At 63.8% G+C, this 16,383-nt stretch carries 15 protein-coding genes and 1 pseudogene; 4 read left to right on the top strand and 12 right to left on the bottom strand.

Annotation, left to right across the window (positions count from 1 at the left end):
* Nucleotides 1-7: 7 nt before the first annotated feature.
* The 5 genes from ETW23_RS10315 to pgk all read right to left on the bottom strand — a co-directional run bounded on the left by ETW23_RS10315 (nt 8) and on the right by pgk (nt 4,674).
* Nucleotides 8-1,387: a pyruvate dehydrogenase complex E1 component subunit beta gene (locus tag ETW23_RS10315; RefSeq protein WP_134829934.1), complete on the bottom strand. Its 1,380-nt coding sequence runs from the start codon at nt 1,385-1,387 to the stop codon at nt 8-10.
* Nucleotide 1,388: 1 nt separating this feature from the next.
* On the bottom strand, nt 1,389-1,775 hold the full coding sequence (locus ETW23_RS10310) for a VOC family protein (RefSeq protein ID WP_129371002.1): 387 nt from the start codon (nt 1,773-1,775) through the stop codon (nt 1,389-1,391).
* Nucleotides 1,775-2,791, bottom strand: coding sequence for a pyruvate dehydrogenase (acetyl-transferring) E1 component subunit alpha (gene pdhA / locus ETW23_RS10305; RefSeq protein ID WP_134829933.1), 1,017 nt, complete (start codon nt 2,789-2,791; stop codon nt 1,775-1,777). The genes ETW23_RS10310 and pdhA overlap by 1 nt, the downstream gene beginning before the upstream one ends.
* Before the next feature lie 183 nt (nt 2,792-2,974).
* Entirely contained in the window at nt 2,975-3,274 is a 300-nt protein-coding gene (locus ETW23_RS10300) for a septum formation initiator family protein (protein WP_129371000.1), read from the bottom strand.
* 209 nt (nt 3,275-3,483) lie between these two features.
* Nucleotides 3,484-4,674, bottom strand: a complete 1,191-nt coding sequence (gene pgk / locus ETW23_RS10295; protein ID WP_134829932.1) for a phosphoglycerate kinase — start codon at nt 4,672-4,674, stop codon at nt 3,484-3,486.
* Between the two features lie 139 nt (nt 4,675-4,813).
* Between pgk and ETW23_RS10290 the strand changes: the two genes are divergently transcribed.
* From ETW23_RS10290 to ETW23_RS10280, 3 genes are all read left to right on the top strand, one after another.
* Complete coding sequence (locus tag ETW23_RS10290; protein WP_129370998.1) at nt 4,814-5,320, top strand: peptidylprolyl isomerase; 507 nt, start codon at nt 4,814-4,816, stop codon at nt 5,318-5,320.
* Nucleotides 5,313-5,861, top strand: coding sequence for a peptidylprolyl isomerase (locus tag ETW23_RS10285; protein WP_134829931.1), 549 nt, complete (start codon nt 5,313-5,315; stop codon nt 5,859-5,861). The genes ETW23_RS10290 and ETW23_RS10285 overlap by 8 nt, the downstream gene beginning before the upstream one ends.
* A 201-nt stretch (nt 5,862-6,062) precedes the next feature.
* Nucleotides 6,063-6,995: a DUF3179 domain-containing protein gene (locus ETW23_RS10280; protein ID WP_247676701.1), complete on the top strand. Its 933-nt coding sequence runs from the start codon at nt 6,063-6,065 to the stop codon at nt 6,993-6,995.
* A 51-nt stretch (nt 6,996-7,046) separates the two neighbouring features.
* Here the strand turns inward: ETW23_RS10280 and ETW23_RS10275 are convergent, their stop codons facing one another.
* The 7 genes and pseudogenes from ETW23_RS10275 to ETW23_RS10250 all read right to left on the bottom strand — a co-directional run bounded on the left by ETW23_RS10275 (nt 7,047) and on the right by ETW23_RS10250 (nt 12,820).
* Entirely contained in the window at nt 7,047-8,291 is a 1,245-nt protein-coding gene (locus ETW23_RS10275; protein ID WP_134829929.1) for a calcium-binding protein, read from the bottom strand.
* Nucleotides 8,292-8,505: 214 nt separating this feature from the next.
* Entirely contained in the window at nt 8,506-9,051 is a 546-nt protein-coding gene (locus tag ETW23_RS10270; RefSeq protein ID WP_129370994.1) for a polymer-forming cytoskeletal protein, read from the bottom strand.
* Nucleotides 9,041-10,371: pseudogene (locus tag ETW23_RS10265) on the bottom strand (DUF5930 domain-containing protein). The gene ETW23_RS10270 and the pseudogene ETW23_RS10265 overlap by 11 nt, the downstream one beginning before the upstream one ends.
* Before the next feature lie 212 nt (nt 10,372-10,583).
* Nucleotides 10,584-10,970 (bottom strand): hypothetical protein, encoded by a 387-nt coding sequence (locus ETW23_RS10260; protein ID WP_254695189.1) that lies wholly within the window; start codon nt 10,968-10,970, stop codon nt 10,584-10,586.
* Nucleotides 10,967-11,089, bottom strand: coding sequence for a hypothetical protein (locus ETW23_RS26580; protein ID WP_302658375.1), 123 nt, complete (start codon nt 11,087-11,089; stop codon nt 10,967-10,969). Before ETW23_RS26580 ends, ETW23_RS10260 begins: the two co-directional genes overlap by 4 nt.
* 182 nt (nt 11,090-11,271) lie before the next feature.
* A complete protein-coding gene (locus ETW23_RS10255; protein WP_134829928.1) occupies nt 11,272-12,114 on the bottom strand; it encodes a ferritin-like domain-containing protein in 843 nt (280 codons plus the stop codon).
* 244 nt (nt 12,115-12,358) lie between these two features.
* The gene (locus tag ETW23_RS10250) at nt 12,359-12,820 is read right to left on the bottom strand and encodes a peroxiredoxin (protein WP_134829927.1); all 462 of its coding nucleotides are present in this window, start codon (nt 12,818-12,820) and stop codon (nt 12,359-12,361) included.
* Nucleotides 12,821-12,943: 123 nt separating this feature from the next.
* Between ETW23_RS10250 and ETW23_RS10245 the strand changes: the two genes are divergently transcribed.
* Complete coding sequence (locus tag ETW23_RS10245) at nt 12,944-16,372, top strand: AsmA-like C-terminal region-containing protein (RefSeq protein WP_254695188.1); 3,429 nt, start codon at nt 12,944-12,946, stop codon at nt 16,370-16,372.
* Nucleotides 16,373-16,383 lie beyond the last annotated feature (11 nt).

The raw sequence follows: 16,383 nt of genomic DNA, 5'->3' as shown, positions 1-16,383 counted from the left end.
AGGCTCCTTACCGGTAGGTCACTTGCTTCACGGCCGCGACCACCTCATCCGTGGTGATCAGCGCGTGGCGTTCGAGATTGGCTGCATAAGGCATGGGCACGTCTTTGCCGGTGCAGGTGATGACCGGCGCATCAAGGTAATCGAAGGCCTGCTGCATCACTTCCGAGGCGATATAGCTGCCGACCGAACCCTGCGGCCAGCCTTCCTCAACCGTGACCAGACGGTTTGTCTTCTGCACCGATGCGATCACCGTGGGCAGGTCCATCGGGCGGATGGTGCGCAGGTCGATGACTTCGGCTGAGATGCCGTCTTCTGCAAGCTTATCAGCCGCTTCCAGCGCATAGGTCATGCCAATGCCAAAGGAGACGATGGTGGCGTCGGTGCCTTCACGCCAGATCCGGGCCTTGCCGAAGGGAACGGTGTAATCATCCAGCTTAGGCACATCAAAGGCGCGGCCATAGAGGATCTCGTTCTCCAGAAAGATCACCGGGTTGGGATCACGGATCGCGGTTTTCATCAGCCCCTTGGCGTCGGACGCGGAGTAGGGCATCACCACCTTAAGGCCGGGGATCTGCATGTACCAGGCGGCGTAGTCCTGGCTGTGCTGGGCGCCGACGCGGGCGGCAGCACCATTGGGGCCGCGGAACACCATCGGGGCGCCCATCTGGCCGCCGGACATATACAGCGTCTTGGCCGCCGAGTTGATGATGTGGTCAATCGCCTGCATGGCGAAGTTGAAGGTCATGAACTCGACAATCGGGCGCAAGCCCCCGAAGGCCGCGCCGGTGGCGATGCCGGCAAAGCCATGTTCGGTGATCGGCGTGTCGATCACCCGCTTGGCGCCGAATTCGTCCAGCAGGCCCTGGGAGATCTTATAGGCGCCCTGGTACTCGGCAACTTCCTCGCCCATCAGGAACACATCTTCGTCGCGGCGCATTTCCTCGGCCATGGCGTCGCGCAGGGCTTCGCGGACCGTGGTCTGCACCATTTCGGTGCCTTCCGGATAGTCCGGTTCCAGGGTCACGGAGGCGACCGGCGCAGCCGCGGCAGCAGCGGCGGGGGCTGCGGGCGCCGCAGGTGCCTCGGCCGCCGGCGCTTCGCTGGCGGCGGCGGATGCCGGCGCGGCAGAGGCGTCGTAGCTCTCTCCGTCCTCGACCAGCACCGCGATGGGCGTGTTCACCTTGACGCCTTCGGTGCCTTCGCCGATCAGGATCTTGCCGACGATGCCTTCGTCAACTGCTTCAAACTCCATCGTCGCCTTGTCGGTTTCGATCTCGGCCATGATATCGCCGGAGTTTACAGTATCGCCTTCCTTGACCAGCCATTTGGCCAGGGTGCCTTCTTCCATGGTCGGCGACAGGGCGGGCATAAGAATTTCGGTTGCCATATCAGTTGCTCTCCGCAGGAGTGATCATTCCGACGATGTTGCCTTGACCGTCCTCAACATAGGCGCAGCGGCCAATTCCGGGATAGTCCTGGGGCGGCAGCGCCTCGGCGCCGCCGTTGCCAAGCGCCCAGCTGTAGCGCTCGTCACAGTCGTCGACTTCAAATGTCATGGTGCCGCCGCGGACCGGGCCGCCGGCGGCAGGGGCATCGCCCATACGTTTCATCAGGCCGCCGGTCACGCCATGGGCCATGCCGATATCGGCGCCTTCGATCAGGTGATACGCCATATCTTCGCCGCCCGGCATCGGTTCAAACTGCCAGCCGAACAGACCGCTGTAAAAGGTCTTTGCGGCCTCAACATCCGTTGCGTGGATTTCGAAATGCGGCATCAGGCGCTGGCCTCCTGCGGGACTTCGTCGGCGTAAATGTCGGTCCACAACTCTTCGAGCGCGGGTTCCGGGCTTTCCTTGGCGAAATCTGCGGACTTGGAGACGATCTCCTTGATCTCCTTGTCGATCGCCTTGAGGTCGTCCTCGGTCGCGTGCTTGCCGGTCAGCAGCATCTCGCGGACCTGCTCGATCGGGTCGCGCTCCTCGCGCATTTTCTGGACCTCTTCGCGGGTCCGGTACTTGGCCGGGTCCGACATTGAGTGGCCGCGGTAGCGGTAGGTTTTGACTTCCAGGATATAGGGGCCGTCGCCGCTGCGGCAGTGGGCCACGGCGCGTTCGCCGGCTTCCTTGACGGACAGCACGTTCATGCCGTCGACCGCCTCGCCCGGAATGCCGAAGGCCTTGCCGCGTTCCCAGATTTCGGCGCTGGAGGTGGAACGCTGCTGCGAGGTGCCCATGGCGTACTGGTTGTTCTCGATCACGAAAACCACCGGCAGCTTCCACAGGGCGGCCATGTTGAAGGTCTCGTAGACCTGGCCCTGGTTGGCGGCACCGTCACCGAAATAGGCGAATGTCACGCGGCCGTTGCCCTTGTATTTGTCGGCAAAGGCAAGGCCGGCACCAAGCGGCACCTGGGCGCCGACGATGCCGTGGCCGCCATAGAAATGCTTCTCTTTCGAGAACATATGCATGGAGCCGCCCTTGCCCTTGGAGTAACCGCCCTCGCGGCCGGTCAGTTCGGCCATGACGCCGTCCGGGTCCATGCCGCAGGCCAGCATATGGCCATGGTCGCGGTAGGAGGTGACGCGCTTGTCGCCTTCCTCAGCTGCGGCCTCAAGCCCGACAACAACCGCTTCCTGGCCGATGTAGAGGTGGCAGAAGCCGCCGATCAGACCCATGCCGTAAAGCTGGCCGGATTTTTCCTCGAATCGGCGGATCAGCAGCATTTCGCGGTAGTGTTTCGTAAGCTCTTCGGCAGAAACGTTTGGTTTCTTTGCGCTTTTCCTAGCGGCCATGGTGGTCGACTCCCCCTGCAGGCTAGATAGTTTAGTGTTAAACCAATTGATACCCGGTTTTGGCCCGGCTGAATAGTGTTATTCTGCCGCGGGGTTTCCGCCGCGTAAAAATCCGCCCATGGAACGCAAAAATGCCACGCAGCAAACAGCAAGCGCGGCAAAGGGGGACGGACAGGAGGGCGCTTAGCGGATGACAATCTCGTCCGCGCGGACAAGGCCAAGCACCGAGCGGGCCTGCTCATCCAGGAGATCAAGGTCGAGATAGTCGTCGGACAGGCGGCGGGTCAGGTTTTCCATGCCGCCGATCCGGGACTGGAGACGGTCGAGATCCAGCCGCAGTTCTTCTGCTTCGGCTTGGATCTCGACCCGTCTGAACAGACCGAAGTCGCCCTGCACCGCCGCAAAGGTGAAATACGCGCTGAGCGCGAAGGCGATGGCAAAAAAGGCGATGGCGCCCAGCGACGGGCGATTGCTTCGGGTCACTTTGGAGGTGCCTGTATGTTACTGCTCAAGTTTTTGTTTTTGCGCCGTTTCCCGGCGTCTGCCCTAGTTATGCCACAACCGAATCGGCTTGTGAATCCTAAAACTGTCCACAGGGTGATTTTTCTCGGCACGGCCGGGAGCGGAAGGCGGCTCCTGAACCCGCAACCCGCGGAAGGCGCCCGTCCGGCTGACCGGGCGGGCGTTTCCGGTTACTGGTCGAGTGCCGCGACGCCGGGAAGCTCTTTGCCTTCCATCCATTCCAGGAAGGCGCCGCCGGCGGTGGAGATATAGGTGAAATCGCCGGCCGCGCCGGAGGCGTTCAGGGCCGCCACAGTGTCGCCGCCGCCGGCCACGGAAATCAGCTGGCCCGAGCGGGTCATGGCGGCTGCTTTCAGCGCAGCTGCGTTGGTGGCGGCGTCGAACGGTTCCAGCTCAAACGCGCCGAGGGGGCCGTTCCAGATCAGGGTCTTGCTGTTTGCAAACACCTCGATGATGCGGGCGACGCTTTCCGGGCCTGCGTCCAGGATCATGCCGTCGTCCGGGCATTGATCGGCGGGCAGGATTTCATGCTCAGCATGGGCTTCGAACTTTTTGGCGACCACGATGTCGGAAGGCAGGATGATCTCGCAGCCTGCGGCCTCGGCCTTGGCCAGGATCTCGGCTGCGGTGTCCTTCATGATGCGTTCGGCCAGCGAGATGCCGACCGGCAGGCCCTTGGCCACCAGAAAGGTGTTGGCCATGCCGCCGCCGATCACCAGGTGGTCGACCTTCTCGATCAGGTTGCCCAGAAGCTCCAGCTTGGTGGAGACCTTGGCGCCGCCGACAACTGCGGTGACCGGGCGCTGCGGCTGGCCCAGGGCGCTTTCCAGCGCCTGCAGTTCGGCCTGCATCAGACGGCCGGCGCAGGCGGGCAGCAGGCGGGCCAGCGCCTCGGTCGAGGAATGCGCGCGGTGGGCAGCCGAGAAGGCGTCGTTGCAGTAAACTTCGCCCAGGCGCGCCATGCCTGCGGCCAGTTCGGGGTCGTTCTTGGTTTCGGCGGCATGGAAGCGGGTGTTTTCCAACAGCAGCACTTCACCCGGCTGCAGCGCGTCTGCGGCGGCCTCGGCGCCCGCACCGATGCAATCGGCGGCAAACAACACGCGGGTTTCAAAGGCGCGCTCCAGCGTCGGCACCAGCTGGTTCAGCGACAGGTTCTCGCGGCGCTCGCCGCCGGGGCGGCCGAAGTGGGCCAAGAGGATCGGCTTGCCGCCGGCGGCCAGAATATCGCGCACAGAAGGGGCAATGCGGCGGATGCGGGTGGAGTCGGTGACAACCCCGTCGACGATCGGCACGTTGATGTCCACGCGCACCAGCACGCGCTTGCCGTTCAGATCCATGTCGTCGAGTGTTTTCCAGCCCATCAGCGAGACCCCTTATGGTGAAAATGCAGGTAAATCCGCGGGCTGTTTCGGGGGTTTTTGCGCATCAGTCAATGCTCCCTTGGCATTTCCGGGCGCTGGCCTTAGGTATCTGTGCAAATTTCGACGACAGGAGAGCCAGATGGCCGAGATTAAAGATCCCGAAAACACCGTTATTGTTGAACTGAAAGACGGCAACGTCGTGATTGAGCTGCTGCCCGACGTGGCGCCGAAACACGCCGAGCGCATGAAGGAACTGGCCCGTGCCGGCGAATACGACAACGTCTGTTTCCACCGGGTGATCGACGGCTTCATGGCGCAGACCGGCGACGTGGCCAATGGCGACATGGAAGACGGTTTCAACATCCGCATGGCGGGCACTGGCGGCTCGGACCTGCCGAACCTGCCGGCTGAGTTTTCCAAGCTGCCGCATGACCGCGGCACTCTGGGTGCTGCGCGCTCGGCGAACCCGGATTCGGCAAACTCGCAGTTTTTCATCAACTTCAAGGACAACCACTTCCTGAACGGCCAGTACACCGTTTACGGCCGTGTCATTGAGGGTATGGAGCATGTGGATGCGATCACCAAAGGCGAGCCGCCGGCAAACCCGGACCGGATGATCAGCGTAAAGGTTGCTGCGGATGCTTAAAAGCCTGTCCCTGGTGGCTCTGCTGGCGGCAGGGCCTGCCTTTGCCACCGGCCTGGAGGTTCAGGTCGAAGGCGAAGCCAACGGCACCATCATGATCGACTTGTTCGAGGATGTGGCACCCGCCCATGTGGCGCAGATCACCGCACTGGCCACTGAGGGCCAGTATGACGGCGTGGTGTTCCACCGGGTGATCGAGGGCTTCATGGCGCAGACCGGCGACGTCGAGTTCGGCAAGGCCGGCGGCGACATGAGTGCTGCCGGGCGCGGCGGTTCCAGCCGTCCCGATCTGCCGGCCGAGTTCTCGGACCTGCCGTTTGACCGCGGCGTGGTCGGCATGGCCCGGTCGCAAAACCCGAACAGCGCCAATTCGCAGTTCTTCATCATGTTTGATGCGGGCCATTTCCTGAACGGCCAGTACACGGTTGTCGGCAAGGTGACCGGCGGCATGGATGTGGTTGACGCGATCAAGCTGGGCACAGGCGGAAACGGCGCGGTGATCGGCCAGCCCGACGCCATGACCAAGGTGACCGTCACCGAATAAGGACCTCCGGTTTTCCGGAAAATCCAAGGCCCGTTCCCGGTATCCGGGGGCGGGCCTTTGCCGTTGCAGCCCTGCGCTGTGCCAAGCCTCTGACATGATGTCACAAGCCTGTGTTTCCCACTGTTCAGTCCCGGCTTGTCCCGAATACTGGGGTTCAGCAGGGAGTGGTGTATGCTGGGACGTTTGTTGATGAGTGCGGCAATGTTTTTGCCCTGGATGGCGCAGGCTGAGCCTGCCCAGTGGAAACGTGAATGGCCGAAAACCGATTTCAGCCGGACGAGTGTCGGGGATTGGGGGCAGATCCGCTCCGGCGGGGTGCCCAAGGACGGCATTCCGGCGCTGGATGCGCCACAGTTCACAGCGGCGGCCAAGGACCGGCGGCTGACGCCGCGGGAGCCGGTGATCGCGCTGGAAATAGAGGGCGCGCCGGCCCGCGCCTATCCGCTGCGTTACCTTACCTGGCATGAGATCGTGAACGATGTGGTGGCAGGCGTGCCGGTGGCGGTGACCTATTGCCCTTTGTGCAATTCGGCGATGACATTCGACCGGCGCACCCGGGCGGGGGTGCTGCGGTTTGGGGTCACCGGCAAGCTGCGTTATTCCGACATGGTGATGTATGACCGCGAAACCCAAAGCTGGTGGCAGCAGGCGATCGGCACCGGCATTGCCGGCGAGATGAGCGGCCAGCGGCTGGCCAGCCTGCCCAGCTGGGTCGAAAGCTGGCAAGAGTTCAAAGCGCGCAACCCGGATGGTCTGGTGATGGCGCAGCCTGGCTATAACAGGCGCTACGGGCAAAACCCTTACCGGGGGTATGACACGTCTGACTGGCCGTTTCTGTATGACGGCACCCCGCCGCCGCACGGGCTGGCACCGCTGGACCGGGTGGTGCGGGTCGGCAGCCGGGCCTGGCCGCTGGCGCGGCTGGCAAAAACGGGCGAGATCCGTGAGGCAGGCGTGGTGCTCAGCTGGCGGGCCGGGCAGGCCTCGGCGCTGGATGCCGGCACGCTGGCCAAGGGGCGGGACATCGGATCAGTCAGGGTGCGCGACGCAAGCGGGTTCGACTTGGCGCATGATGTGATGTTTGCCTTTGCCTTTCACGCCTTCTGGCCGGACGGGCGGTGGATGCTGAAATGACAAAAGGCGCGCCGCCGGGGCGCGCCTTGAGCAGGTCAATGGTTGCAGTGGTCAGAACAGGAAGTTGTCCGCGTCCTGCAGCTGCGCCACGGTGATGTCTTCCACCAGAATGGTGACATTGGCAAAGGAGACCAGGACGTCATCGCCTTGGCTGTCAAAATCCAGCTGGCTCAGCCGGGAGGCGCCGCGGCCGATCGCGATGCGGTCCTCTCCGGCGGTGAAATCGGTGATAGTGTCGTTGCCGTGGCCTTTGTGGAAGACGAAGGTATCCGCATTGCTGCCGCCGGTCAGCACGTCGTTGCCCTTGTGGCCCAGCAGCATGTCGCGCCCGGACTCGCCCTTCAGTGTATCGCTGCCGCCGCCGCCGACCAGCAGGTCGTTGCCCGAATTGCCGATCAGAACGTCCTTGCCATGGCCGCCCTTCAGCTCATCGGCGCCGCCGCCGCCCAGCAGCCTGTCGCCGTGTTTGCCGCCAATCAGCAGATCATCGCCCATGCCGCCAATCAGCAGGTCGCGTCCGCTGCCGCCCCAAAGATCGTCATCGCCATCGCCGCCGTTGAGAGTATCGCGGCCGGCGCCGCCCAGCAGGCGGTCATTGCCATCTTCGCCCAGCAACAGGTCGCTGCCGGTCAGACCGGACAAAGTGTCATTGCCGGCACCGCCTAAAATCAGGTCGCTGGAAAGCCCGGCAGATGTGTCGCCGGTCAGGGAATTGCCGCTGTAGCTGCCGGTTGTCAGGGCAAAGGTCCGGTCGGAAAATTCCAGCTGTTCGATCGAGGACACGATGTCGCGGCCATCGCCCGAGTCGATTGTGACCGTACTGAAGTTTGAGGAGAAAGACGCATTGCCGAATGTGTCGGCAATAATCAGGCGGTCCGTGCCGCTGCCGCCGTACAGCGTGTCGTCGCCGGTTCCAAGCTTGATTGTATCATTGCCGCCATGGGTGAGCCAGCGCTGTCCCTCGGCCATGTTGGAGGTGATTGTATCGCTGCCGGCCAGAATGGATGCTTCCAGACGTGCGCCGCTGGAGGAGGCGAACGTGTAGAAATTCATCGAAAAGTCGGAGAACGAAAGAACTGGAGTTCCGTAGGATGTGATGCTGAGAGACTTTAGCGTCCAGGAATAGGGGGACGCAGAGGAAAAATCCCCGGTCAGGCTGAAGCCAGCCCCGTTGGTGCCGGTAAAGATAATCAGGCTGGAAGTTTGCGTTGTGATGCTTGCGTTGGCAAAATCCGGAGAGTTCAGGGCATTGAGCGACCATGTTCCGCTCGGATCATTCAAGTTTACTGTCGCCATTTCCCTAAAATACCCTTTTCGTTGTGCCGCATGCCGGGCCGCAGTCCTGTATTTTCCGTGTTAACTATCGGCCTCAACTCGTGGCTGCAAGGTAAGGAATACAAGATACCGTTGCGGGACTGGCAGAATGCGAAGCTGACCGGGTACAAAAAAGCCGCAGGCGATGGCCTGCGGCTTTTGAAATGGTCATGCCGGATCCGGCAGTAACGGCGGATCAGCCCTCGGCTTTATGCGCGGCAGTCGCTGCTTTTACGGCTGCAGACGGGGCCGGAGCCGGAACGGCAGAAGGTGCTGCGGCGGGGGCGGATTTGCGGCCGCCCGGGTTCAGCGGGTCGTCCTGGCGCTGCACAGAGCCTTCGAAGTGGGCGCCGCTTTCAATGGCGATGGTCTTGTGGATGATATCGCCTTCGACGCGGGCGGTGGCGGTCAGGCGCACCTTCAGGCCGCGCACGCGGCCAACGATACGGCCGTTGATGACCACGTCATCGGCGGTGACCTCGCCCTTGATGGTGGCAGTTTCACCGACCGTCAGCAGATGCGCGCGGATGTCGCCTTCGACCGTGCCTTCGACTTGGATGTCGCCGGTGGTCTTAACGTTGCCGGTGATGTGCAGGTCAGAGCTGAGCAGCGACGCGGCTGGCTTGGCCTTGGGGGCGCTGGACCTGTAGTCGCTGACCGGAGCCGCCGGCGCAGCAGTGGGAGCCGGGGTTGCTTCGGCCTGCTTCGGCCCGGGCTCGTTGATTTTGCTTTTAGAAAACATTTCTCGCAGCCTTGATGTAGATCATGGGGTTTACAGGTTGCCCGTTGACCCTGACCTCGTAATGGAGGTGGGTCCCGGTGGACCGTCCGGTGTTACCCATATCAGCAATGTGATCCCGCGCGAGACCCTTTGGCCCTTTGTAACGCGGAGTTTCGAATTATGGGCGTATCTGGTTTCGATGCCGAAGGCATGCCGGATGGTGACCATCCTGCCGTAGCCCGACTGCCAGCCGGCATGGGTGACAACGCCGTCGGCAGTGGCAAAGATATCGGTGCCGGTGCCGCCGGCAAAATCCGACCCTTTATGCAGGCGGCGGCCGCCGGTCTTGGGGTCGCGGCGGTAGCCGAAGCCCGAGGTCTGGCGCACCTGGCCCAGGTTCACCGGCGTGGCAAAAGGCGCCTGCTGGGCGGCCAGGCGGTAAAGGTTCAGCTGATCCAGCTTGGCCAGGATGCTGTTGGCCCGCAACGCTTCGGCTGTGGGTTCTTCACCGCGGGTCGACATTGCCAAAGGGGCAAGCGGCCCGCCCTGGCCGTTATAGCCGCGGCGGACCTGCTCCAGAATACGCTCAGGCGGCATGCCGGCGTTGCGGAACATCTTGTCGAGCGGGGTGACAGAAACCGCCACCGCTTCTTCCAGCTGGCGGAAAATCTGGCTGTTGCGCTCGTCCATCAGCTGCAGTTCCAGTTCCAGCTCGTCGCGCTGGCCGATGGCGTCGCGGGCATCGGCCATGATCCGGTCGCGTTCCGCTGCGGTGTCCGACAGCACCCCTGCCAGCAGGTCCATCTGCGCCGAAGCGCTGGCGATGACAGCGTGAGGGGCGTTCTCGTCCTGGGTGTCTGCCTTGAGCTGCGCCAGGGATTTGCGGGCAGTGTCGCGCTGACGCATGGTGTCGCGCAGGGTGGACTGGATAACCTCGATGCCGGTTTCCAGCTCGCGGCGGCGGGTTTCCGAGGCCAGAAGCTCAGACTGCATCATCGAAATCTGTGTCAGCGCGGCATTGAAACGGTCCTGCGCCGCCAGGGCCTCAACAGCGCGGGTGTCGCGTTCATCGGAGATAGCGTTGAGCCGCTCGCGGTAGGTCTGCTGATCGCGTTTGGCCAATTCGCGGAAGTTGCCTGACCCGATACTGTCCATCAGCACAATCGCGGTGGCGACAATGGTCCAGGCGGTAAACAGGGTAACGCCTGCAACGGCTGCCAACTGGGTTTCCGAACGCAGCCGGATGAAGCGTGTATCGTTGTCGGACTTCAGGAACACCCGCCGCTCGGGGAAGCGGCGTTCAAGAAAGCTGTGGATTCTGATCGCGAGCCGTGTGCGCAAAGTCTGGTCCCTGTCCCGTTCTGCACAGGCCCCTCAAGGCGGAGCCGGTGCCTTGGGCGAAGTGAATAGACAGGGCGGCGCCATTGGGCAAGCCTGTTGACCCTTTGGGCAGGGAAGCGGCGGGAGGAGCCGTGTGATAGGCGGAAAATTGCCGAAGAAACCGGGGCTTGCGCCGGGGAGACCCGGCTAAGTTGCCGGGTTTCATCCGGTTCTCAATCCGGGGAGCGGCCGATCAGGCGCAGGATAGCCACCAGGACAATCCCGTAAAGCACGTGGCCAGCCAGGGCGACCCAGGCGATTCCGGTGAAGTTCAGGAAGAACGGCAGCCCGGCGATGGCGGTGATGCCGCCGATGGCAAAAACCCAAAGGCCAAAGCCATAGAGCGCAGACGGCAGCAACCAATGGGTGCCTCCTGCCACCCGGTTCCAGACGGGAGCAAAGATGAACAGCCAGCCCGCCGGGTAGCCGATCAGGCCGACCAGATAGAAATGCACAAAATAGCCGGCAAAATCGCCGTCGGGCAGACCCAGGCTGCCCAGGAGGCTGCGGGCCAGCCCGTGCGGCGACAGGCTGGCGAATCCCAGGCCAGGGCTGATCACCTGCCCCAAAGGTCAAAAGCGTTGGTGGCAAAGAAGCCGGAAATGAACATCAGGCCAAGGGTTTGGACATTGAAGCCTGGGCAGGCGGGACGGGCGCGGCGATCGGCGGACATCATCATGGCAGTTGGTCTCCTGTGCGGGGTAAGCTGGCGCTTTGCTTCTGCTGAACATCGGGACCGGGGCCGCAACGTCAATTCGCTGCGGCGCGATCTCACCGGTTGGTGATCCGGCCCGGGCCTTGTTGTGAGGATTGTTACAGGCACCCTTCGGTGCAGCGGCGGCTGCAGGCAGCAGGTCCGGTTCAGCTGCCGGGCAGCACCCGGTCCTGATCGGCCAGCGGCCAGTAGAAATCCGGCGGCAGGCCGGCATCGGCGCGTTTTTCCTCATTGAAAGGCGGTTTGAGAGGCCCGTGGAAATACTTGCGTACCAGCGCGTGGAACACTTCTTTCGGGTCAAGGTTGTCCCGTCCGCAGAGGAAATTGAACCATTTGGAGCCATAGGCGACATGGCTGACCTCCTCGGCATAGATCACTTCCAAAGCGTCCACGGCCTGGGTGATGGCGGCCTTGCGGAAGACTTCGATCATGCCCGGGGTGACGTCCAGCCCGCGCGCCTCCAGCACCATCGGCACCACCGCGAGGCGGCCCATCAGGTCTTCGGCTGTGTCCTCGGCGGCGCGCCACATGCCGGCATGGGCAGGCAGGGCGCCATAATGGCTGCCCAGCGCTTCAAGGCAGTCGCACATCAGGTTGAAATGTTTGGATTCTTCATCCGCGGCCTGGACCCAGTCGTCAAAGAAGCCCATCGGCATCGGCACATGGGAAAACCGCGCGATGATGTCCCAATGCAGGTCAACGGCATTGAGCTCGATATGGGCCACCGCGTGCAGCAGGGCGATCCGGCCGGCCTCGGATCCCGGTTTGCGTTTGGGCACGTCGCGCGGGTGCAGCAGCTGTGGCCGGTCCGGGCGGGCCGGGTGCATCGGCGGCGTGGCGGTTCCGATGGCGATTTCCGGCGCTTCGCCTTTGCGGTAAGCGAACCACTCGGCGGCATGGCGGCGGGACAGCGCGGTCTTGGCGCGCCCATCTGCGGTGGTCAGCACCTCGGCGGCGCATTCAGCTAGCGAAAGGGGCTGGGTGTCCATAGGGGTCTCCTCAAACGGCGGGATGCGCCGGGTTCACCTGATTTGGCAGCCGGAGTCCAGAGCGGAAAACGGCGGTGCTCCCGCGCCTGCGGGTGATCAGCAGGCTGATCACTCTGGCAGCCTTGGGCATGGCAGCGCGCCTTGGCGCGCTGCGCGCCGCCCAGCGGGCGGCGCCTGGCCCAACGGTGAGGGCTGCTCTTGCCAAAGAGCAGCCGGAGCGGGCGGGAGAGCTCCGGCCGGCGGATCAGAGCGCCTGGACGGCGGCCAGCACCTCATCCACGTGGCCATCGACCTTGACCTTGCGCCAGACGCGGGCGATGCGGCCATCGGTGCCAATCAGGAAAGTGGAACGCTCAATGCCCCAATGCTTCTTGCCGTACATGCTCTTTTCCTTCCAGACGCCGTAATCCTCGCAGACGGTGCCCTCTGCGTCCGACAAGAGCGGCGTGGTCAGCCCGTGTTTGGCGGTAAAATTCTCATGCTTCTTCAGGCTGTCCTTGGAAATCCCGAAAACGTGAGCGCCGGCATCGGCGAATGCCTGCAAAGCCTCTGAAAAGCCGATGGATTCTTTGGTGCAGCCGGGGGTATTATCGCGGGGATAGAAAAACAGCACCACGGGCGCGCCCTGGAGGCTGGACAAAGTGACCTCTCCGCCGCCGCCGCGGGGCAGGGTAAAGGAAGGGGCGGGATCTGATACGTCGAGCATTGGCCTGTCTCCGGTCATTTGCGCAAAATCTCTGCGCGGCAAACATAACCCAAGAGCAGCAAAGGGAAAGCTGAGATCAAACCTGCCGGCGAGAATAACCGCGCTGCTGCTGAGGCGGTGCCCGTGAAGGGTCCGGGGCCGGGTGCTGAAGCCGTGCCTGGACGCGGTTCGGAGCCGGGTCACGGCACGGCGCAACGGCCTGCGCGCCGCCGCTGGCGCTGGCGGCTGCTGCGCGGGTGTATCTGGATGCTGGCGCTGCTGAGCTTTCTGGCAGCCGCTGCGGTCTATTTCGGGATCGGCACCCGGCTGAATGCGCCGGATTGGGTGCGCAGCCGGGTGGAAACCCGGATCGAGCGGCATCTGAACGGGCTGCAGATCGAATTCGGTGCCATTCATGTGGTGGTGAACGAGGGCTTGCGGCCGCGGGTCAGTCTGAAGGATGTGGTGCTGCGGCACCCGGACGGCACCCTGTTTGCACAGCTGGCCGATGCCCAGGCCAGCCTGGCGATGCGGCCGCTGCTGCGCGGCAAGCTGCAGCCCAAGCAGATTTCGCTGAACGGCTTGTTTGCGGCGCTGCGGCGCAACAAGGACGGCTCTTTTGCGATCAGTTTTGCCAGCGGCGGGCTGCCGTCGCGGCAGGCAGGCAATCTGGCTGAGCTGATCGAGCAATGGGACAGTCAGCTGCAAAAACCGGTGCTGGCCGCGCTTGCCGGCATGGAGACCAGCGCGCTAACGCTGTCCTACACCGACGACCGGCTGGGCCGCGCCTGGACCTTGGACGGCGGCCGGATCGGTTTGAAGCGTGACGGCAGCAAGGTGTCCCTGTCGGCGGTGTTTTCGGTCCTGAGCGGACGCGGCGGCGTGGGCACGGTGGAGGCCAGCTACAGTTCCGGGATCGGCAGCCCGGAGGCGGAGTTCGGGTTTCTGGTGTCGGATATCGCCAGCGAGGATATCGCTCTGCAAAGCCCGGCGCTTGGCTGGCTGGGGGTGCTGCGGGCGCCGATTTCCGGTTCCTTGCGTGGCGAGGTGTTCAGCGACGGCGGCATTGCTCCGGTACAGGCCAGCCTGCGTATCGGCGAAGGTGTGATCCAGCCGGCCGCCCAGACCCGGCCGGTGCCGATTACCGGCGCGCGCAGCTATTTCACCTATTACCCGGCAGAGCAGCTGCTGAAGTTCTCGGAACTCAGCGTGCAAAGCGGCTGGGGGTCCGGGGTGATGCAGGGGCAGGCGAGCCTGGCCGGGGTGCAAAACGGGCAGCTGACCGGGCTGGTCGGGCAGCTGCGGTTTTCCGATCTGGAGCTGAACCCGCGCCGTCTGTTTGAAACTCCCGTCAAATTCCCCGGCGTTGATGCGGATTTTGACCTGAGCCTTGCCCCGTTCCGGCTGCGCCTTGGCGAGATGCTGGTGCGCGACGGGGACAGCCGCATTCATTTTGACGGCGATATCGGTGCTGGCCCCGAGGGCTGGGATTACGATCTGAACGGCAGCGTTGATCAGGTGTCTGTTCAGCGGGTCAAGGAACTGTGGCCGGAGCCGCTGGCGCCGAATCCGCGTCTTTGGGTGCGGGAGAACCTGCGGGACGGCGAGGTGCGCAATGTCGGGTTTCACATGCGCGGGCGCGGCAGCGGCAAGCCCTTTGTCAGTCTGGACCTGGCCTTTGACGGCGCCGAGGTGCTGTTTCAGAAATTCATGCCGCCGGTGCGCAGGGCCGCGGGCCAGCTGAGCCTGTACGGCGACCGCTTTGTTGTGACAGCTTCTGGCGGCACGGTGACGGCCGAGCAGGGCGGCGCGGTTGATGTCGCCGGAACCTCTTTCATCATTCCGGATGTGTCGGCCAAGGACGGCACCCCCGGCATTGCCCGGATCATGGCGCGCGGATCGGCCACGGCGGCGCTGTCGCTGCTGAACCGGGAACCGCTGCGGGTGATGGATAAGGCCAGCCTGCCGGTGGATCTGGCCGAGGGGCTGGTGGAGGCAACGGGCACGCTGGCGCTGCCGCTGCAAAAGCAGGTGCCGGTGGAGGAGATCCTCTATCATTACCGCGGCACGATTCGCGCTGTGGAAAGCAGAATACTGGTGCCGGGGCATGTAGCGGCGGCCCCGCTGCTGGACGTCGAGGGCAATCAGAGCCAAGTGCGCCTCAGCGGTGCAGGCAGCCTGTCGGGTGTTCCGCTGACGGCCAGCTGGCAGCAGCGGATCGGCAAGGACGCGCCGCCGGACAGCCGGGTGGAGGGGACTATTGAACTGTCGGCGCAGGCGGTGGAGGCCTTTAATCTTGGCCTGCCGCGCGGGGCGGTCTTTGGCAAAGGCCAGGGGCGCTATTCGGTGGATCTGACCCCGGAGGCGCCGCCGCGTCTGGAACTGCAGTCGGATTTGACGGGTCTTGGCCTGCGGATCCCCGAGATCAGCTGGCGCAAGGGCGAAGCGGCAAAGGGGAAGCTGTCGGTTTCGGCGCTGCTGGGTGAGACCGCCGCGGTAGAACAGCTGACGTTGCAGGCGCCGGGGCTGGCTGCCACCGGGCAGGTGTCCACGCGCAAAGGCGGCGGGCTGGATCAGGCGGTGTTCTCATCAGCGCGGGCAGGGGATTGGTTCCGCGGATCTGTGACGTTCCGGGGGCGCGGTGCCGCGCCGCCCGCAATCGAGGTGACCGGCGGCCGGCTGGATCTGAACCGTTCGCCGTTTTCGGCAACCTCAGCCAGCGGCGGCGGCAGCAGCAGCGGCGGCGGGTCGAGCCCGGTTACCCTGCGGTTGCAAAACCTGCAGGTGACCGACAGTATCGGGCTGCAGAATTTTCAAGGCCGTTTTTCCACCCAAGGCGGCATGAACGGTGAATTCACCGCCCGCCTGAACGGCCAGACCCCGGTGGCGGGCACTGTGGTGCCACAAAATGGCGGCACCGCGGCCCGGATCCGGGCCAATGATGCCGGGGGCGTGTTCCGCTCGGCAGGCATGTTCGAGCATGGCCGCGGCGGCAGTTTTGAAATGACCCTGATCCCGGCAGACAAGCCGGGCGAATATGACGGCAAGGTCAATGTGCGAAACATCCGGATCCGCAATGCACCGTCAATGGCGGCGATCCTGAATGCGATCAGCCTGATCGGGCTGCTGGATGAGATGACCGGCCAGGGCATCCTGTTCACCAGCATGAACGGGCGGTTCCGGCTGGGTGCCTCGCATCTGATTCTGCATCAAAGCAGCGCGGTGGGTCCGTCGATGGGGCTGTCGCTGGACGGCAATTATGATCTGAACAACAGCCGCCTGAACATGCGCGGCGTGATTTCGCCGATCTACTTGGTCAACGCAATCGGCAGGATCCTGGCGCCGCGCGACGGCGAGGGGCTGATTGGTTTTACCTTCACCTTGCGCGGCACGGCGGATGATCCTGCGGTCTCGGTCAACCCGCTGGCGGGGTTGGCGCCGGGTTTTCTGCGGGAAATTTTCCGCGGGCCGGCGCCAAAGGTGCCAGGCCAGCAGCGCGCCTTTACGGCGGAAGAAGAAGAGGCGCAAGAAGAGCGCAGGCCGTACCGGACGCCGCGGGGCGCTGACAAGTGACCCTGACAAAC

It is taken from the genome of Leisingera sp. NJS201 (assembly GCF_004535885.1).
Classification (GTDB): domain Bacteria; phylum Pseudomonadota; class Alphaproteobacteria; order Rhodobacterales; family Rhodobacteraceae; genus Leisingera.
This window is presented reverse-complemented; position numbering and strand designations above follow the sequence as displayed.